Consider the following 17205-nt stretch of genomic DNA (forward strand, 5'->3'; position numbering starts at 1 on the left):
CTCCCCCCTCCCCGCACTGTCCTATTCTGAACGCATCGATTTTCAGCTTGTCGAAAAAGAGCTTTGGAGAACTCGAAACCCCACCCCCTCAGCGAGCAGAGCAATCATTTTCGCTTGGGCGTGCTCTTCAATGGGGAACCCCTAGGGATTCGCCCCCCTACCCGGTAGGAGGATGGCGAGCAGGCGGGCGAAAAAGTGTTGCCCGTTTGTTGCCCGTTTGCCCCTGCTTTGGGCTGCATTTTACCGCAATTCGACTGCTTTTTTGAACAAATCAGGCAGTCTCTAAAAATGCGCGTAACTTGTTGAAAATCTGGCAGAGGGAGAGGGATTCGAACCCTCGGTGACATTCCTGCCACGCACGATTTCGAATCGTGTGCCTTAAACCGGACTCAGCCATCCCTCCGATGCGTGCGGAGGCGGAAGCTACTATGGGAGCTGCCGTTTTGACAAGTCCTCATTTAGTGAGTTTTCACCGGTATCCGGAGCGGGGGGAGTGAAGGTGAGGGGATCGGTCTTTTGCCAAATGCGCCAGCAGAGGGTGAAGCAGGCAGCCGCGAGACCGGCGGCGAGGCCCCACCAGACGCCGACCGCCCGCCATTGCCAACCACTGGAGAGCCAGATGGCGATGGGGATACCACAGAGCCAGTAGGCGACGAAGCCGATGAGGGCGGGCACCCGGGTGTCGTGCAGACCGCGCAGGAGGGCGCTGGCGGTGATTTGCAGGCTATCGAAGAGTTGGAAAAGGCCGACCACGACGAGGATGGCGGCGGCGAGGGAGATGACGGCGGGTTTCTCGTTGAAGAGGGAGGCGAGGTTGTCGCCCAAGGTGAGAAAAACAGTGGCGGAGAGGAGGGCCCAGAAGGCGGCGATGAGCCAGCCGGACAAGACGATGGGGCGGAGTCGATCGGGTTCCTGGCGTCCGGCGGCTTCTCCGATGCGCACTCCCAGGGCCATAGCGAGGCCGAGGGGGACCATGAAGGCGGTGGCGGCGCACATGAGGGCAATCTGGTGGGCGGCAAGAGCGGTTTCGCCAAAGCGGCCGATAAGAAGGGCGGCGGCGGAAAAGGCGGCCACTTCGCAGGTCATCTGGATGCTAGCGGGAAAGCCGATGCCAAAAAAGCGACGGATTTCGGTTCGCCGGGGTGGGGTGAGCCAGCGTTGGGGCACCCAGTCCGCGAGGTCGCGTGATTTGATGAGCCAGGCGAGCATGCCCAGGACGATGGCGACGCGGGAGACCAGAGTGGCGATCCCAGCGCCCTCCAGACCGAGGGTCGGGCTACCAAGGTTGCCGTAGATGAGAATCCAGTTGAGGAAGATATTGAGGACGACGCCGGCGAGAAAGATCCAGAAGGCGGGCCAGGGGCGGTCCATGGCATCGGCGTGGCTTTTCAGCGCCATGGCCATGAGGGCGGGGAGGAGGGAGCTCATGATGAGCAGGTAGAAGGTGGGGGTGCGGGCAACGACTTCCGCAGGTTGGTCAAAGCGATCGAGAAAGGGGGTGAGCGCGCAGAAGAGCAGGGCGAGGAGGGCACCGAGAACGGTGGCGACTTGGAAGCCATGGCGGCAACTGGCGCGCCCGGCGGCGGGTTGGTTGGCCCCCCGGGCATTGGCGGTGAAGACCGAAATCGCGGTGAGCACGCCGATGCCGAAGACGAAGGGGAGATAGAACAGGGAGTTGGCAAAGGTCAGGACCGCGAGCTCGGTGACGCCTACTTGACCCAGCATGACGGTGTCGGCGACCCCCAGCAGCATTTGGCTGACTTGCCCGATGACGAGGGGAAAGGCGAGCTTGAGGGTGAGGCGGGCTTCTTGGGCGAGGATCATGGGCGGGTGGAGAAGTAAGCGGGGCAGCCCCTCTTTGGGAAGCGGGAAGATGGCGCTCTTTTCTTCCTTCCTTCGGCGGGCCTGCAACTGGGCAATTTGCGGGATTTAGCGGATTTTTCCGTGCATTTTGCCCGATAATGAAAGGAGGCTGCTGCGTTAAGGAGTGGACCTCAGGGGATCATTGGCTAGGCTGGGGTGGAATGCTTGCTGCGAACCCCCTGCGAACTGATATGAAACGACTGATCATGGTATCCAACCGCTTGCCGGTAAAAATTTCTGCTGATGGAACGGCTACTCGAACGGCGGGAGGGCTGGCCTCCGCGCTGGAGGGTGCGGAGCTGGAGGTGGAACAGCTGTGGGTGGGCTGGCCGGGAGGGGCGGAAGAGGACTTCGCGGATACCGGGGCGATTGCGGATCAATTGCGGGAGCAGGGAGTGTGGCCGGTCTTCCTCTCCCAGAAGGATTTGGATGGCTTTTACGAGGGGTATGCCAATTCCACTCTCTGGCCATTGTTGCATTATATGGTGGAGCGCACCCACTTTTCCCAGGAATGGTGGGAGGCCTATGTGCGCGTGAACCAACGCTTTGCGGACAAGGTCCTCGAGGTGGCGGAGGAGGGCGATATGATTTGGGTGCACGATTATCATCTCTTCCTGTTGCCGGAGCTTTTGCGAGGCACGGGCAAGAATCTTCGCGTGGGCTTTTTCCTGCACACTCCCTTCTGCAGTAGCGAGATATTTCGGGTTCTGCCTCATCGCGCCGAGTTGTTGCGCGGCTTGCTGGGAGCGGATGTCATTGGCTTCCACACCCATTCTTATCTCCGCCATTTCCGGTCTTCCCTTTTGCGGGTTCTGGGCTTGGAGTCGGCGATGGATCGCATTTGGCACGGGGGACGGGAGGTGCGCTTCCTGGCGGCTCCCATTGGCCACAATCACATCGGATTCGAGAAGTGCATGCAGCGGGATGACTTTGAGAGCATTGTCGAAACACATCGCAAGGAGTTGAATGGCAAGAGATTGGTTCTCAGTGTGGAGCGGCTTGATTACACGAAAGGGGTGCCGCAGAAGCTGGCGGGAATCCGGCGATTTTTGGAAAACAATCCCTCCAAGCGGGAAGAAGTGGTCTTTGTGCTCATCTCGGTTCCCTCGCGGCAGGGGGTGGAGGAGTATGACCAGCTGACTGAGGAGGTGCAGCGTTCAGTGGGCGCGATCAATGGCGATTTCGGCGGGGTGGGTCATTCTCCCGTGCAGTTCCTGCACCGGGGGTTTCCTCCTCAGGATTTGGCCGCGCTCTATGCCCTCTCGGAGGTGTGCCTGGTGACACCCCTGCGCGATGGCATGAACCTCGTCGCCAAAGAGTTTCTCGATTGCCAGCGGGAGGAGGTTTCCGGCCGGCCGGGGGTGCTCATTCTGAGTGAATTGGCTGGCGCGGCGGAGGAGCTTTCCAATGCCATCCAAGTCAATCCCCACAACACCGACGAGGTGGCGGGAGCCATTGCGCGGGCTTTGGAGATGCCGGATGGGGAACGGCGCAAGCGCATCCAGTCCATGCAAAAGCGTCTGCGCCTCCGCCATAGTGGTCCTTGGGCGCAGAGCTTCGTGGAGGAGCTCGACCGGGTGCCGGAGCGGGAGCAGCGGGTCGCCATCGCCGAGATGGTGCCTTTGGCGAAAAAGATAGCGGCCAGCTGGCGGGAAGGCCAATCGGTGGGGCTCTTTTTGGATTATGATGGCACTTTGCGGGACTTTACCGATAAGCCGGAGGATGCGGTGCCCGATGAGGAGCTGCCTCCTCTGCTGCAATCGCTGGCAGAATTGGAAAGGATGAAGGTGGCCATCGTGAGCGGGCGTCCCCCGGCTTTCTTGCAAGAGCACCTCGGTGGCTTGGGGCTGACCCTGGTGGGCGAGCACGGCTACCGGTGGTTGGGTGAAGGCATGACGGAGTGGGAGCTGCTCAATCCCCATGTGGACATCGACTGGCGGCACCAGATTCGCGAGCATCTCGAGGAGGCCGCGCTCTTTACCCCGGGCACCCATGTGGAGGAAAAGCAGTCGGCGGTGGTCTGGCACTATCGCAATGCCGAGCCCGAGTTCGGGGCCTGGCGGGCGCGGGGGCTCCTCGACGAGCTCACCGCCATGGCGGCCAATATGCCGGTGACGGTTCATCATGGGAAAAAGATCGTGGAGGTCTCCAGCCTGCAGGTGAGCAAAGGAGCCGCAGTGGATCATCTTCTAGATCGCTGGCAGAGCAAGATTGCCTTCGCAGCCGGGGATGATCAGACAGATGAGACCATGTTTGCCCTCACCCCGAGCGCGAGGGAGTTCTATACTGTCAAAGTTGGTTCTGGCTCGACCCGTGCTGATTATCGGACCGATACCAGTGGCGTGCGCGTCTTTCTCGAAAGCCTGCAGCACGAACTTTCCCACTCAAGCAACCGATGACCGACCTCAAAAGTAATCCTTCTTTGCCTGACCTTTCCGACGATTATCATATGGCTCTCATTGGCAACGGGCGCACCTGCGCTCTCGTCGATGCCGTGGGCTCCATTGTCTTTGCCTGCCTGCCGGACTTCGATTCCGGCACCGTTTTCGCCTCGCTCTTGGATGAGCAAAAGGGCGGCCGTTTCGGCATCGCGATGGTGGATGGGCAAGTGGTGTCGCAGCAATATGAGCGGCATACCAATATTCTCGTCACTCGCTTTCAGGGAGCGGCGGGCATCTTCGAACTGATCGATTTCATGCCGCGCTACACCACTGATAGCCGAGTGGAGAGTCGGGAGGACGTGAGCTCCGATATCGTCCGGGTTTTGCGCGTGGTGGAAGGGGAACCGCAGGTGAGAGTGACCTTTGATCCAAAGCTGGAATATGCCCGGGGGGAAACTTGGGTGGAAGAGCACGGGCAGGGCCTCAAAGCCACCACCCACTGGGAAGGTCCCAGCTGTGAGATCTATGAATCGGTCTATCTCTGGACCAACCTGGATGCAGGAGCGATTCGGCGGGGAGAGGGGTTTTCCCTGAAGAAGGACGGGTTTTTGCTTTTGAGCTATCACGACAAGGTGCAGGTGCCCAATCCCGCGCGGGTGGAACTCATGCTGCAGCGGACGCGCGCCTACTGGATGCTCTGGGTGGAGCGCACCCACAAGACCAAGCTCTATCAGGAGGAGATGATCCGGAGTGCACTGCTGCTGAAGATGCTGCAATTCAGTCCTTCCGGTGCGTTGGTGGCGGCGGCCACCACCTCGCTGCCCGAGACCATTGGGGAAGAGCGCAATTGGGATTACCGCTTTTGTTGGATTCGCGATGCCTCCATGACCGTTGCGGTCTTGCATAAGATCGGGCACCCCTCCATGGCTTCCCGGTTCATCGACTGGATGTTGCAAACCATGCCCACCAAGGATGATTCTTTGCAAATCATGTATGGGATCCGCGGGGAGAGGGAGTTGACCGAGAAGTCTCTCGACCACTTGTCCGGTTACCAAGGCTCTCAGCCGGTGCGCATTGGCAATGCTGCCTACACCCAGAATCAGCATGATATCTACGGGGTGATGCTGGATGTCATCTATCAGGATTTGATGCTGCGGCGGCGCACTCCCGAGTCCCTCGACCAGATCTGGACGCGGGTGCGTTCGGTGGCCCGGATTGTCCTCGCCACCTGGCAGGAGCCTGATCGGGGAATCTGGGAAATCCGGGGCGAGAAACGGCATTTCGTTTTTTCCAAGATGCTTTGCTGGGTAGCGATTGATCGGGCCATCAAGATTGCCGAGCTGCTCGGCAAGACCACTTGGGCCGACTCCCAACGCCCCGCCCTGGCGCGCATCCACGAGGATATTCATGCCAAGGGCTGGTCAGAGAGCAAACAAGCCTTCGTGCAAGCCTACGGGGCGGACGACCTCGATGCCTCGAACTTGCTGATGGCCGAGTATGGCTTCATCGATCCCACTCATCCTCGCTTCGTTTCTACCGTCGAGCAGTCGGAAAAGGAGCTCTGCGAAGATGGCCTCATGTTCCGCTATCGCAATGAGGATGATTTCGGAAAGCCTCAGAGTGCCTTTACGGTCTGTTCCTTCTGGATGGTGAAAGCCCTGGTCCAAATCAAGCAAAAGGAGCGGGGGCGGGAGATGTTCGAGTCCCTGCTCGCGGCTGCCAACGAGCACAAACTCTACGGTGAGGACCTCGATATCAGGACTCGACGCCATTTGGGCAACTTTCCGCAGGCCTATTGCCATCTTGCCCTCATCGATTGCGCGCTGGCTCTTTCCGCCGAGGAAGATGACGAACTCATTCAGTCCTGATCACTGGACGCGGAGGATGACCTTCTCGGTCAGTTGAAAGTCCTCGATGAGGCAGACCTCGACCTTTCGCTCTCCCGCGCGATAGGCGAGGTAGGCTGTCGCGCCTTCGGCGAGGAGTTCGGCGGCAAAGGCCTTGGCTTTTTCGCCTTCGCCTTCCGGAGAAAGGGGGCAATCCAGAATGCGGAAGGGATCCTCCGTCGCGACGAGATAGAGCGAGGGGTGGAAGCCCTCGTAACCTTGCCGGGCGACCACTGCTTGCATCAGCTCCTGGTAATCCTCGTAGCTCATTCGCTAGCAGGCGGCTCGGCTGGCGGGGCTGGGGCGGAGGTGGCGGGGAGAGCGCTCTCCTCGCTGCGCCGCTCCAATTTCAAATCTTTGGAAATGAGAACGAAAAAGGCGCCCGAACCCAAAAAGGCAATCAGCAGCAGGATGGCGAGGGTGAAGTTCATCATCGTTCTCATGCCCCGACTCTATTGCAGGCTAAGACCGGAGAGCAAGGGCGGGGTAGGAAATTTCTCTCGGATGGAAAAACGCGAAAAAGCCCTGCCCGGAGTCTTTCCCGGCAGGGCTTTCGGTTGCTAGACGGAAAAATGCAAGCACCCGGGGGATCAGGGCGCACTTCCTTCTTTGACCCGAATCAGAAGGGTGGACGTTGTCGAAAAGTCCGTGCTCAAAATGATATCTTGGGCGCTTCCGGTAGCGGTGAAAGTGGACTCGGCAAGGGGGCTGAAGGTCATGGCTCCGGGTTGCAGGGTCTCAAGGTGATAATCCTGTCCCGCGCTCAGGCCTGCCACCTTGAGGGTCGTTTCTCCCGCCGAGGGATCGACCGTGATGCCGTCGATTTCAAGGCCGCTAGTCACCGGGGTGTTGACGGAGGCAAAGGGGAGGACGAGGGCAGGGGCCGGATCGCTTTCATGCTCCTTCATTGTGATTCCATGCCAACGGTTGCCATTGGAAGCATCGAGGAAAAGGGTCACCAGTCCGTCCTCGTCTCGTTCGAGGAAGGTCGACAAATCCAAATTCTTGGGATTGGAGATGAAAACTCCTTCCCCATTGGGCGTGAAAGTGCCGAGTAAGACCACTTGGCGGGGATCAGACGCAAAGACGTTGCGCACGCCGCGCTCGGCCTCAATGATGCCGGGGGCGTTGGCGTAGCTGGTGCTGGTCTCGTCCCAATCTTCGCCCGCACTTCCATCGAGGAGTCCGTAAACGTTGATCGTGCCTCCTGTGCTGGAGGCCCAGGGCACATGCAAGCGGAGTGCTGCCTGGCTCAGGTCGCCGCTCAGCAGTGAGATGTCGAAGCGGAGCAAGGGAATGTGCAGCCGGCTGGAGCGGTTGTTGCGGATAGCGATGGCTGCCACCTCTCCAAAAGTAGAATCCGGGGTGTTTTGGTCGTCATTGGCAAGGTCGGTGTCCGCCCCGCGTCCCAATTCGGTGCTCAGGATTCCCGGATTTGGGGTCGAGCTGGCATCGCTCGGATCGGTGCCGGCCAAGTATTCGAGTAGGTTGCTGTGGCCATCACTGTCGGAGTCGTCTTGTCCGGTTTGGGTGGTTTCGTCTCCATTGAAGAAGGAGCGCTCCCAGCCCTCGGGCAAGCCATCGCCATCGGTATCCGGGGTAGAGAGAGGATCGTTCCCATTGGAACCGGCCGCAAATTCCTCGCTGTTGAGGTAGCCATCGCCATCGGGATCCCCGCTCAGAATAAGGGTCGGATCTTCCAAATCCCGCTCCCCGGGATCATCGGTGGTGCTGGTATCACCAAAGGAGTGAATTTCCCAGGCATCGCCCAAGCCGTCGCCGAAGCCGCCTTCGCCATCGTTGTCCGGGGCGTTGTTGGTTAGGGTGGGGCTGGTTTCGCCAGAAATATTGTCCTGCTCTTCCAGATTGGTCGCGAAGTCGCCATCTGGATCATCGTCGGCTCCATAGAGAGCCACCGTGCCAAAGTAGAATTCCTCGAATTCGTCATCCAAACCGTCGCCATCCCGGTCCCCCGGTCCCGAATCCCCGTTGTTTGGATCCGACCCGGCGAGGTATTCCTCCTGGGCGGTCGCGCCGTCGCCATCACTATCGTCGGAGGCGTCATCGACCACGGTGATGGCTCCGTAGACTTCTTCCTCCCAACGGTCATTCAGTTCGTCCCCGTCGCTGTCGAGAAAGGAGCTTTCATCGAGAGGATCGGTGCCCGCCGTTTCTTCCTCCTCATTGGTGTAGAGGTCGCCGTCCGGATCGTGGAGGCCATTTTGTTCGGCCAAATCAAGGAAGTAGGTGAGTTCCCAGTCGTCTTGCAGTTGATCGCCGTCTGAGTCTCCAGGCACGGAGTTGATGTTGTTCGGGTCGGAAGGGACGGGGGTCGCGGTCGCTTCCTGAAAATTGGTGGCACCATCGCCATCAAGATCATCCTCCGGAAAGTCCGAGGTGGTCAAATTCCCAAAATACTGCAGTTCCCAGCCATCGGGGAGAGTGTCGCCATCAATGTCGCCCACGACGGATTGGTTCCAGTTGGGGTCCGAGCCGCCCTCGTATTCTTCCTGATTGGTGTCGCCGTCGCCATCATTGTCGCCCGCCGGATCGGTCGCTGTCGTGGTGTTGAAAAAGTAGTGGTTTTCCCACCAATCGTTCAGGCCATCGCCAGAGCCGCCATTGTCTTCATCCAGGAAATCCAAGGCATTTTGCGGGTCGGTGCCGGCTTCTTCCTCGGCGGTATTATCGCCAAAGTCGCCATCCGGATCGTCGAGACCTGATTGGAGAGCCAGTTCTGCCTCGTCAATCACTCCGTCATTGTTCCCAAACCACTCATCCTCCCAAAGATCAGTGAGCTCATCACCGTCAATGTCTCCGGGGATCGAGAAGAAGTCATCGGGGTTTGAGCCAGCCTCGAATTCCTGAATGTTGGAGAATCCGTCGCTATCCGGGTCGTCATCTTTACCATAAGTGGTGATGTCTCCAAAGTTGCTGATTTCCCAATCATCAGGAAGGTCGTCGTTGTCGGTGTCCAAATTGGAGACGAGGGTGAGAGTCGGCATCCGGTTGACGTCGGTATCATTGTCCGAGTAGGGGAGGTATTGGGAGTTTCCGCCATGAATGATAAATGTTAGAAAGCCGTCTCCGTCAAGAGCCTCTTTAACTGCGGCCAAGAAGTCGGCGTTATCATCACCAAAAGTGACCGTCGTTCCTTCATCGCTGGTGTTGTTAAAGGTTAGTAGGTTCTGGGTCGTTCCGGTGGCGAAGTCAACATCCCCTACCACTTCTCCTTCTGCCGGATAGGCGTCGTCGATGAATGGATTGGCCGCATCGTAGCGCAAGTTCTCGTCAATGAGGGAGTCGTCGCCAAGAAAAAGTTCCAAATTGCGGCCCCGCACATTGCCGGATGAGCCTTGCGCGGTGAGGGTGATGCTGGCAGACGAAACATCGTCACCTGAGAGGCCGCTCGCGGAAACATCGAACTTCAGGACAATGAGGAGATGTCTCAGATTTCCGTTCTGATAGACGTTGTTGCGATAGGAGGTGGTGTCGAAGCCACCGTCATAAACTCCACTGTAGTTGATTTCGGTTAGCGTGCCGTCGAATCCGTTGCCATCTGCAGTGGTGATATCGACTCCCCAGGTCTGTCCGCTCAGGGCGAAACCTGCGCCGAGGGGGAGGAGGGTTTTCAAAAAGGTTGGGTTGGTTTTCATTTGCTTGAAGGAGTGAATGAAGGAGTGAATGAAGGAGCCGATGGGGCGTGCTCCGGTTATCAATCACTATCATTCAAGCGCAAAACCACTCTCCGGGGATATACCTCTTCGTGGGTATTTTCAGCTTCCCCCGAGCCAGGTGCCGGCTTGGCGGGAGTCGCGGTATTTCATGGCGGCCTCCGTGCGGGAACGGACGTGAAGCTTCTCGTATATGTGCTTGAGGTGGACCCGCACCGTTTCCACCGAGATCCCGAGCCGATCGGCGATTTCCTTATTGGCGAGGCCTTCGCAGAGCTGCTCGAGGATGTCATTCTCGCGAGGGGAAAGATTCATCTCCTCGGGGGCTTCGGCAGAGGGCTGATGAAAGGCTTCCACGATGCGCCGCGCGATCTCGGCACTCATGGGCGCTCCTCCCGTGCAGACGCCCAGGATGGCTTCGCGCACTTCGGCCGGCGAAGAGCGCTTGAGCAGATAGCCCGAGGCCCCGGCCTTGAGAGCGGCAAAAATTTTGTCGTGGTCACGGTAAACGGTGACCATGATGACTTGGATCTCGGGGAGAAATTGTTTCAGCCGAGCAGTGGCTTCGATGCCGGACATCCCGGGTAAATTGATATCCATGAGCACGACCTGGGGGCGGAAGGCATCGATTTTTTTGAGGGCATCCTCACCCGTTCCCCACACGCCGAGGCAGCGGAGGCGGTCGCTGGATTCCACGATTTTGCGGAGACTTTCACCCAAAGGGGCGTTGTCTTCGACGATTCCGACATCGATCACTGGTTGGCTATTCATAGTGGAGAAGGGGTTTTTCGGTAGAGAGGGAGAGTGAGGAGAACGGTGGTTCCCTGGCCGGGTTCGCTGGAGATTTCGCAATTTCCTCCACAGCTTTGCATCCGGCGGGGAAGGTTGGAAAGACCATTTCCACGGTGGCGGTTCTCACACGGCGTGAAGCCTTTTCCCTCATCCCGGATTTCTACAAGCATCAATTCCCGCTCCCGATCGATGGCGATGCGGAAGTGAATCACCGGGCTCTCCGAATGTTTGACCGCGTTGTTGAGAACCTCCCGGATACTGAGGTAGACGCCGTGGCGGCGGCGGGGACCGATGGGGAGATCGGGAATGTCGCGGGTGATGTCGGTGCGGAGAGTGACTTGCGCGGCATCGAGGAATTCCCGGGCGAAGGCGCTGAGGTATTCCACCAAGGAGTGCAGGCTGTCCTCGGTCGGGGTGGTGGCCCAAACGATCTCGTCCAAGGCGGTGACCACCTGTCGGGTCTTTTGGGAGAGATTTCGCAAAGCCGGACGCAGGGTGCTCTCGTCGGGGTCCTCTTCCGCGAGGGCGGAGAGGAGGGACAACTCGGTGAGGGAGGCCCCCAAATCGTCGTGCAGATCCCGGGAGATCCGGGAGCGCTCGTTTTCCAGCGCTCCCTGCAGGCGGAGCTGCTGGAGCTTGCCCTTCATCCGGCGTCGCGCGAAATAGGCGCTGAGCAGAGCGGCCAAACCCAGCGCGCTGGCCAGGGTGAGGAGCAAAAACCAGGGGGTCTGCCAAAAGTGGGGTTGCACCCGGACGGCGACGACGGTGGGCTCTTCGGTGGCGAAGCCATCGCCATTGCGGGCCGTGACGAGGAAGCGGTAGGAGCCGGGCGCGACCGCCGGGTAGCTCACCTCGCGTTGGGTGCCGAGGAAGCGGGGCGCATCATCATGGCCCTCCAGCTGCACGCGATAGGTGACCTTTTCGGGAGCACTGAGGTTCAGTCCGGTGAAGTGGAAGCCGAGTCGCATCTCGCCCGGACCGACGGTGATGTTTTTCGCCCGCAGGGGCCGCGGCTGACCATTGACGGTGATTTGATCCACCGTCAGGGAGGGGGGTGTTCTTTGGATGGGGAATCTCTGGGGCTCGATACCGGCGAGACCGTTGACGGTGGGAAACCAGAGGCGGTCTTGTTGGTCGCGGATAATGGCGGGGTGGGCCCCTCCCACGCACTCGCGGGTGGGGAGTCCGTCGGAGCGATCCAAGCGCATCCAGCCGGGGGGAGAGGCTCCCGCCAGGAGGTGGGCGAGAAGGGCCTGGCGCGAGACTTGGAGAATGCCGCCCAACGAGCCCAGCCAGAGGGCGTCTTCGTTGCCGGGAGCGATCGCGAGGCCGGTCAAGCGCGTCTCGGGCAAGCCAGAAGAGGGGGCGAGGGGGTGCCAGTGGCCATTTTTCCAGAGCAGCAGGCCTTCCCCGAGAGTGGTGGCCCAGAGCTCGTCGGAGGCGAGGGGGAGGAGGCTCGATATCCAGCGGCGACCGCCCTCGCCGGGTTCCCTCACCAGCTGCCAATTTTTCTCATGGTAGGAAAGAATGCGACCAGAGGTGGTTCCCAGATAAAGTTTGCCCCCGGGGGCAAATGCCAAGGTGGAGATTTCCTGCCCGGCCAAGAGGGGCTCCCCGGCGAAAGAGGTGATGACCTCCCGATCCCAATGGTAGAGGCCGTTGCTGCCCCCAAACCACAAATGGCCTTTTTCGTCTTCCGCAATGGCCTTGACTTTGGAGATGCCCTCCTCCCCGGTGAAGACGGGCAGGATGCGGCCATTGGGCTTGTGGAAAAGGGAGCCATCCCGGGCGGCAAACCAGAGCTGGCCCTGGCTGTCTTCCAGCATGCTGACGATGGGGCGGGGGTAGCCCCCCGAGACCAGCTCGTGGTGGGTGAGCTGTCCCGCCCGGATTTCATCGATTCCGCCACTGCGGGGGCCGATCCACCAAGTGCCGTCCCGGGTTTCCATCGCGGCGTAGGAGGCCTTGCGATAGGGTCCCTGGTCGGTGGCAAAGAGGGAGACGCGGCGGGGCCGGAGGCGCACGAGGCCTTGCACCGGACTTGCCAGCCAGAGATTGCCTTCCCGGTCAAAGAGCATGTCGTTGATCAGCAGGCGACCCTGTAGCTCGGCCGCTACCGGGTGGGCGTGGCGGCTACCAGGTGCCTGGTAGGTGAGCTCCTGGCCTGCAAGCCGCCAGCGGCCACCCTCGGGATCGAGCAATTGGTGGGGAGATTTGAGTTGTTCGTCGCGTCCCCGTTGTTGCTGGCGGGCGAGGTCCTCGCGAGAGGCGTGGGCCAGCTCGGGAGCAGGGGAGGTAATTTTCCCCTTCTCGGGAGCGACCTGCCAGAGAGTTCGACTACGAACGCAGTAGGTGGACCCTTCGTGCTGGAAAAGGCGTGTGATCACCGGCGAGGGCTCTTCTCCACCCGTGGGGGGCAGGGTTGTCTCTCGCAGCTGCCCGCTTTCTTTCTCCACTTGAAAGAGTCGGCCGTCGAAGGTGGAGACCCAAATGCTATCGTCGTTCAGAGTGAAGAGGCGGAAAAATTGCAGCCGTTCGCCCTGACTCTGGCCGGGAGGGGAGAGCTTGGCGAACTCGATGCCGTTGAATTGAGCCAAGCCTTCCGCAGTCGCGACCCAAAGGGCACCATCCCGGGTCTGGGTGAGGGAGCGAACCACATTGCCGGGGAGGCCGTCTTCTGATTGCCAAATCCGCACGAGAAATTCTTGCTTCTGTCCGGCTGCACCGAGCGCCCCTGCGAGGAGGAAGCAGACGAGCAGAAGGAAGGGTTGCATGAGGATGGAATCTGCCCTTCCGGCCGCCCCCTGTCGAGCCCCGGAGCGAGGAAAGTCATTGCCCCGGGAGGCGAATAACCCTTTTGGGGTAAGGGTTTGAGCCTCGCTCTGCCGAAATGCAAAAACTTGCCCTTTGCCTGATAGCTGGGGAGGTCGCGGTCGGTAGGAGGGGCAAATGACGAGGGGAAAAACAACGTTGGCGGCACTCTTCCTCCTGCTCCTGACGGGGCAGGGTGCGGAGCAGCTCGGCCGGGGCTTGGTGGCGGTGAAAACGGACAAGGGCGAGGCCTTTGTCAGCTGGCGGGCCCTGGCCAGTGAGGCCGGAGATGCTGTCTACGAGCTTTATCGTATCAATGGTGACCAGGAAGAGCGGGTGGCCCTTCCCGGGCCCGGGACCAATTATCTCGACCCTTCTCCCGCCCCCTCCTATCGCGTCTCTTTGGCCGGAGAAGAGGGGGGGATGACGGTTGAGCTACGGGAGGAATCGTATTGGGAAATCCCTTTGCAGGAAAAGGAGGGCTATCGCGCCGGGGACTGCTCGCTTGCGGATCTGGATGGTGATGGCGAGTATGAATTTGTCGTTCATTTTGTGGGTGAAAGCCGTGACAATGGTTCTGCCGGGATGACCAGTCCCCCTATTTTGGAGGCCTACGAGTTGGACGGCACCTGCCTATGGACCATCGAGCTCGGGCGCAACATTCGTGAGGGCGAGCATTACACCCAGTTCATGGTCTACGACTTGGATGGAGATGGGCGGGCTGAGGTCGCTTGCAAGACTGCCGATGGCACCCGCGATGGGGAGGGAAAGATCATCGGAGATGAGGCGGCTGATTGGGTCAACCGGGAGGAAGGGAGCAAGAGCTACGGCCGCATCCTTGCTGGCCCGGAATTTTTGACCATTTTTGAGGGGCGGAGTGGGGCGGAATTGATCACCACCGACTACTTGCCCGGGCGGGACCCCATCGATGGCTGGGGTGGGCGTGGGGGCAATGGGGGCACGGATTCCTATGGCAATCGCTGTGATCGCTTCCTCGCCTGTGTTGCCTATCTCGATGGCGAGCGACCCAGCCTGGTGATGGCGCGGGGCGTCTACGGGCGCACGGCTCTGGTGGCGTGGGATTGGCGGGAGGGGCAGCTCACGCGCCGTTGGACCTTCGATACCGGGCCGGCCTACCCTCCCTACGAAGGGGTGTCCGAGTTCGCCGGGATGGGAGGTCATTCCCTCGCGGTGGCTGATGTCGACGGCGATGGTCGCGATGAAATCGTCTATCAGGCCATGACGGTGGATGATGATGGCAGCGGCCTCTACTCCACCGGACGGCGCCATGGCGATACCTTGGCGGTGGGCGACCTCGACCCGCGTCGTGAGGGCTTGGAGCTCTATCTCGTCACTGAGAATGAGGGTCACACCGTGCGTTGGCAAACCCCGGGAGCGGGTTTGCACGACGCGGGCACGGGCGCGCCCCTCTGGACACACAGCCCGGGGCGCGACATCAGTGTGGGGCTGGTGGCCAATATCGATCCGCGCCATCCGGGGATGGAGGTCTGGGGCCATCGCACGGGGTTGCGCACCATCGAGGGAGAAGTCTTTGCGCAAGAGCCACGCCAGACGGATTGGCTGGTGTGGTGGGATGGCGACTTGATGCGCGAAATCTACGGCGGCTATCGTCTTTTCAAATGGAATTGGCAGCAGGAAGAGACTGAGGAACTCCATCGCTTTCCCTGGCCCTACGAGAACCGTCGTCGCGGGCGCTACCTCTCGCGCTGGCCCAATCTCACCGGAGACTTTCTGGGAGATTGGCGGGAGGAAGTGCTTCTGCTCGGGCCCGGGGGCAAGAGTTTGCGCCTCTACACCACCACCATTCCCAGTGAACATCGGGTCACCTGCCTGATGCAGGATCGCGCTTACCGGCTCTCGGTGGCCTTGCAGAATGTGGTCTACAACAAGGCTCCGCGTCTTAGCTATTTCCTAGAGTAAGGGGAATCACAGCAGGCGGGTGCCATTGGGCACGGGGGAGTCGGGAGCGGCCAGCACGACCGCGCCGTCCTCACGGTGAAAGCCGGTGACGAGGCATTCCGAGCGCACGGGACCAATTTGCTTGGGAGGGAAGTTGACCACCCCCAGCACCTGGCGGCCGACCAGCTCCTCTGGTGAATAGAGAGCGGTGATTTGGGCACTGGATTTGCGCAGGCCAATCCCGGGCCCGAAGTCCACCTGCAGTTTGTAAGCAGGCTTGCGCGCTTCTGGAAATTCCTCCGCGGACACGATGGTGCCGACGCGGAGGTCCACTTTGGTGAAGTCCGCCCACTCGATCGAGGGATTCTCGTCTGTCATTGCGGACCCTTTTTGGGGAAAGAACTGTCTTCAGGCAAGGATGTCATGAACCACCTTGGGCGCACTGGTTGGCCCGATGAGCCGCTGATTGAGCCCTTGATAGGGGAAAGAATGCTGGTGGGGATTGAGCCCGAGCAAATGCTGGATGGTGGCCTGGAAGTCGTGCACATGCACTGGATTCTCGGTCACCGAGTAGCCCAGCTCATCGGTGGCCCCGTAGGTGAGGCCGGGCTTCACGCCGCCGCCCGCCATCCAGGTGGTGAAGCAGTCCGGATGGTGATCGCGGCCCAGCAGTTTGGACCCGCCACGGGCTTCATTCATCGGGGTGCGGCCGAATTCTCCTCCCCAAACGACCAGGGTGTCTTCCAGCAAGCCGCGCTCCTTGAGGTCGGAGAGCAAGGCCGCGATGGGGCGGTCGGTTTCGAGGCATTTTTTGGGGAATTGGGTTTCGAGGTCATCCACTTTGGCCGTCCCGTGGAGGTCCCAGCCCCAGTCGAAGAGTTGCACGAAGCGCACCCCTTGCTCGATGAGTCGCCGGGCGAGCACGCAGTTGTTGGCAAAGGAGGCTTCGCCGGGCTTGGCGCCATATTTTTCCAGGGTCGCCGGACTTTCTTTGCTGATATCCATCACTCCCGGCACGGCCACCTGCATGCGGTAGGCGAGCTCGTATTGCTCGATGCGGGTGAGGGTTTCCGGGTCTTGGAATTGTTGCAATTCCATTCGGTTCAGTTGATTGAGAGTGTCCAGGCTGCGACGGCGAATGTCGCGGGACATGCCGTCGGGATTGGAGACATAGAGGATGGGATCGCCCTTGGCGCGACATTGCACCCCCTGGTAGACCGAGGGGAGGAAGCTGCTTCCCCAAAGTGATTTGCCGCCCGAAGGGTTCTTGCCTCCAGAGACCATGACCATGTAGCCGGGCAAGTTATTGTTCATCGAGCCGAGGCCGTAGGTGACCCAAGCGCCCATGGAAGCGCCTCCAAACTGGGCATTGCCGGTGTGCAAGAGCAGCTGCGCGGGAGCGTGGTTAAACTGGTCCGTGCGCATGGACTTGATGAAGCACAAATCATCCACGTGCTGGGCGAGGTGGGGCATGGTTTCCCCTACCCAGGCCCCCGACTCCCCATATTGCTGGAAGTCGTAAATGGAGCCCAAGAGCTTGGGACGGCCTTTGATGAAGGCAAAGGTCTTGCCTTCAATGAATTCTTCCGGACAAGGCTGGAGGTGATGCTTCATCAGCTCCGGCTTGTAATCGAACATCTCGTGCTGCGGCGGCGAGCCGGCCATGTGCAGGTAGATGACCTGCTTGGCCTTGGGGGCAAACATCGGGATCTGGGGCTGGGCCTCGGGGACGGCACTGGCCGCCCCGGCGGATTGACCGAGAAGCTGGTTCAGGGCAATCGCACCCAGTCCGGCATTGCAGCGTTGCAAAAAGTGACGGCGGGTAAGGGCCTGCGCGCGAGCCAGGCTGACTTCGTTGACGGGGTCGATTCGGTTCAT

Annotated in this window: 11 protein-coding genes and 1 tRNA gene; 3 read left to right on the forward strand and 9 right to left on the reverse strand. The window is 60.2% G+C overall.

Annotated elements, in window-relative coordinates; all coding sequences use genetic code 11:
- Positions 1-311: 311 nt before the first annotated feature.
- Positions 312-403, reverse strand: a tRNA-Ser gene (locus JIN78_RS11670).
- Positions 404-426: 23 nt separating this feature from the next.
- Entirely contained in the window at positions 427-1824 is a 1398-nt protein-coding gene (locus JIN78_RS11675; RefSeq protein WP_200392155.1) for an MATE family efflux transporter, read from the reverse strand.
- Positions 1825-2054: 230 nt separating this feature from the next.
- On the opposite strand from JIN78_RS11675, the gene JIN78_RS11680 reads away from it, so the two are divergent.
- Together JIN78_RS11680 and JIN78_RS11685 are read left to right on the forward strand one after the other, a co-directional pair.
- Positions 2055-4262 carry a bifunctional alpha,alpha-trehalose-phosphate synthase (UDP-forming)/trehalose-phosphatase gene (locus tag JIN78_RS11680; protein WP_200392156.1) on the forward strand — a complete coding sequence of 736 codons (2208 nt, stop codon included), beginning with the start codon at positions 2055-2057 and terminating at the stop codon, positions 4260-4262.
- Positions 4259-6112: a glycoside hydrolase family 15 protein gene (locus tag JIN78_RS11685; protein WP_200392157.1), complete on the forward strand. Its 1854-nt coding sequence runs from the start codon at positions 4259-4261 to the stop codon at positions 6110-6112. The genes JIN78_RS11680 and JIN78_RS11685 overlap by 4 nt, the downstream gene beginning before the upstream one ends.
- On the opposite strand, the gene JIN78_RS11690 is transcribed toward JIN78_RS11685, so the two are convergent.
- The 5 genes from JIN78_RS11690 to JIN78_RS11710 form a co-directional block, all read right to left on the reverse strand.
- Entirely contained in the window at positions 6113-6400 is a 288-nt protein-coding gene (locus JIN78_RS11690; protein ID WP_200392158.1) for a hypothetical protein, read from the reverse strand.
- Complete coding sequence (locus JIN78_RS11695; protein WP_200392159.1) at positions 6397-6573, reverse strand: hypothetical protein; 177 nt, start codon at positions 6571-6573, stop codon at positions 6397-6399. The genes JIN78_RS11690 and JIN78_RS11695 overlap by 4 nt, the downstream gene beginning before the upstream one ends.
- 147 nt (positions 6574-6720) lie before the next feature.
- Positions 6721-9786 carry a CBM96 family carbohydrate-binding protein gene (locus JIN78_RS11700; RefSeq protein WP_200392160.1) on the reverse strand — a complete coding sequence of 1022 codons (3066 nt, stop codon included), beginning with the start codon at positions 9784-9786 and terminating at the stop codon, positions 6721-6723.
- A 120-nt stretch (positions 9787-9906) separates the two neighbouring features.
- Complete coding sequence (locus JIN78_RS11705) at positions 9907-10575, reverse strand: response regulator (protein WP_200392161.1); 669 nt, start codon at positions 10573-10575, stop codon at positions 9907-9909.
- Positions 10572-13370, reverse strand: coding sequence for a sensor histidine kinase (locus JIN78_RS11710; RefSeq protein ID WP_200392162.1), 2799 nt, complete (start codon positions 13368-13370; stop codon positions 10572-10574). The genes JIN78_RS11705 and JIN78_RS11710 overlap by 4 nt, the downstream gene beginning before the upstream one ends.
- A gap of 196 nt (positions 13371-13566) precedes the next feature.
- Here JIN78_RS11710 and JIN78_RS11715 point away from each other — a divergent pair, with 196 nt between their 5' ends.
- Positions 13567-15348, forward strand: coding sequence for a rhamnogalacturonan lyase (locus JIN78_RS11715; protein ID WP_200392163.1), 1782 nt, complete (start codon positions 13567-13569; stop codon positions 15346-15348).
- 6 nt (positions 15349-15354) lie between these two features.
- Here the strand turns inward: JIN78_RS11715 and JIN78_RS11720 are convergent, their stop codons facing one another.
- Positions 15355-15705 (reverse strand): tRNA-binding protein, encoded by a 351-nt coding sequence (locus JIN78_RS11720; protein ID WP_200392164.1) that lies wholly within the window; start codon positions 15703-15705, stop codon positions 15355-15357.
- 30 nt (positions 15706-15735) lie between these two features.
- Positions 15736-17205 (reverse strand): DUF1501 domain-containing protein, encoded by a 1470-nt coding sequence (locus JIN78_RS11725; protein ID WP_200392165.1) that lies wholly within the window; start codon positions 17203-17205, stop codon positions 15736-15738.

It is taken from the genome of Roseibacillus ishigakijimensis, from assembly GCF_016595415.1.
GTDB lineage: Bacteria > Verrucomicrobiota > Verrucomicrobiia > Verrucomicrobiales > Akkermansiaceae > Roseibacillus > Roseibacillus ishigakijimensis.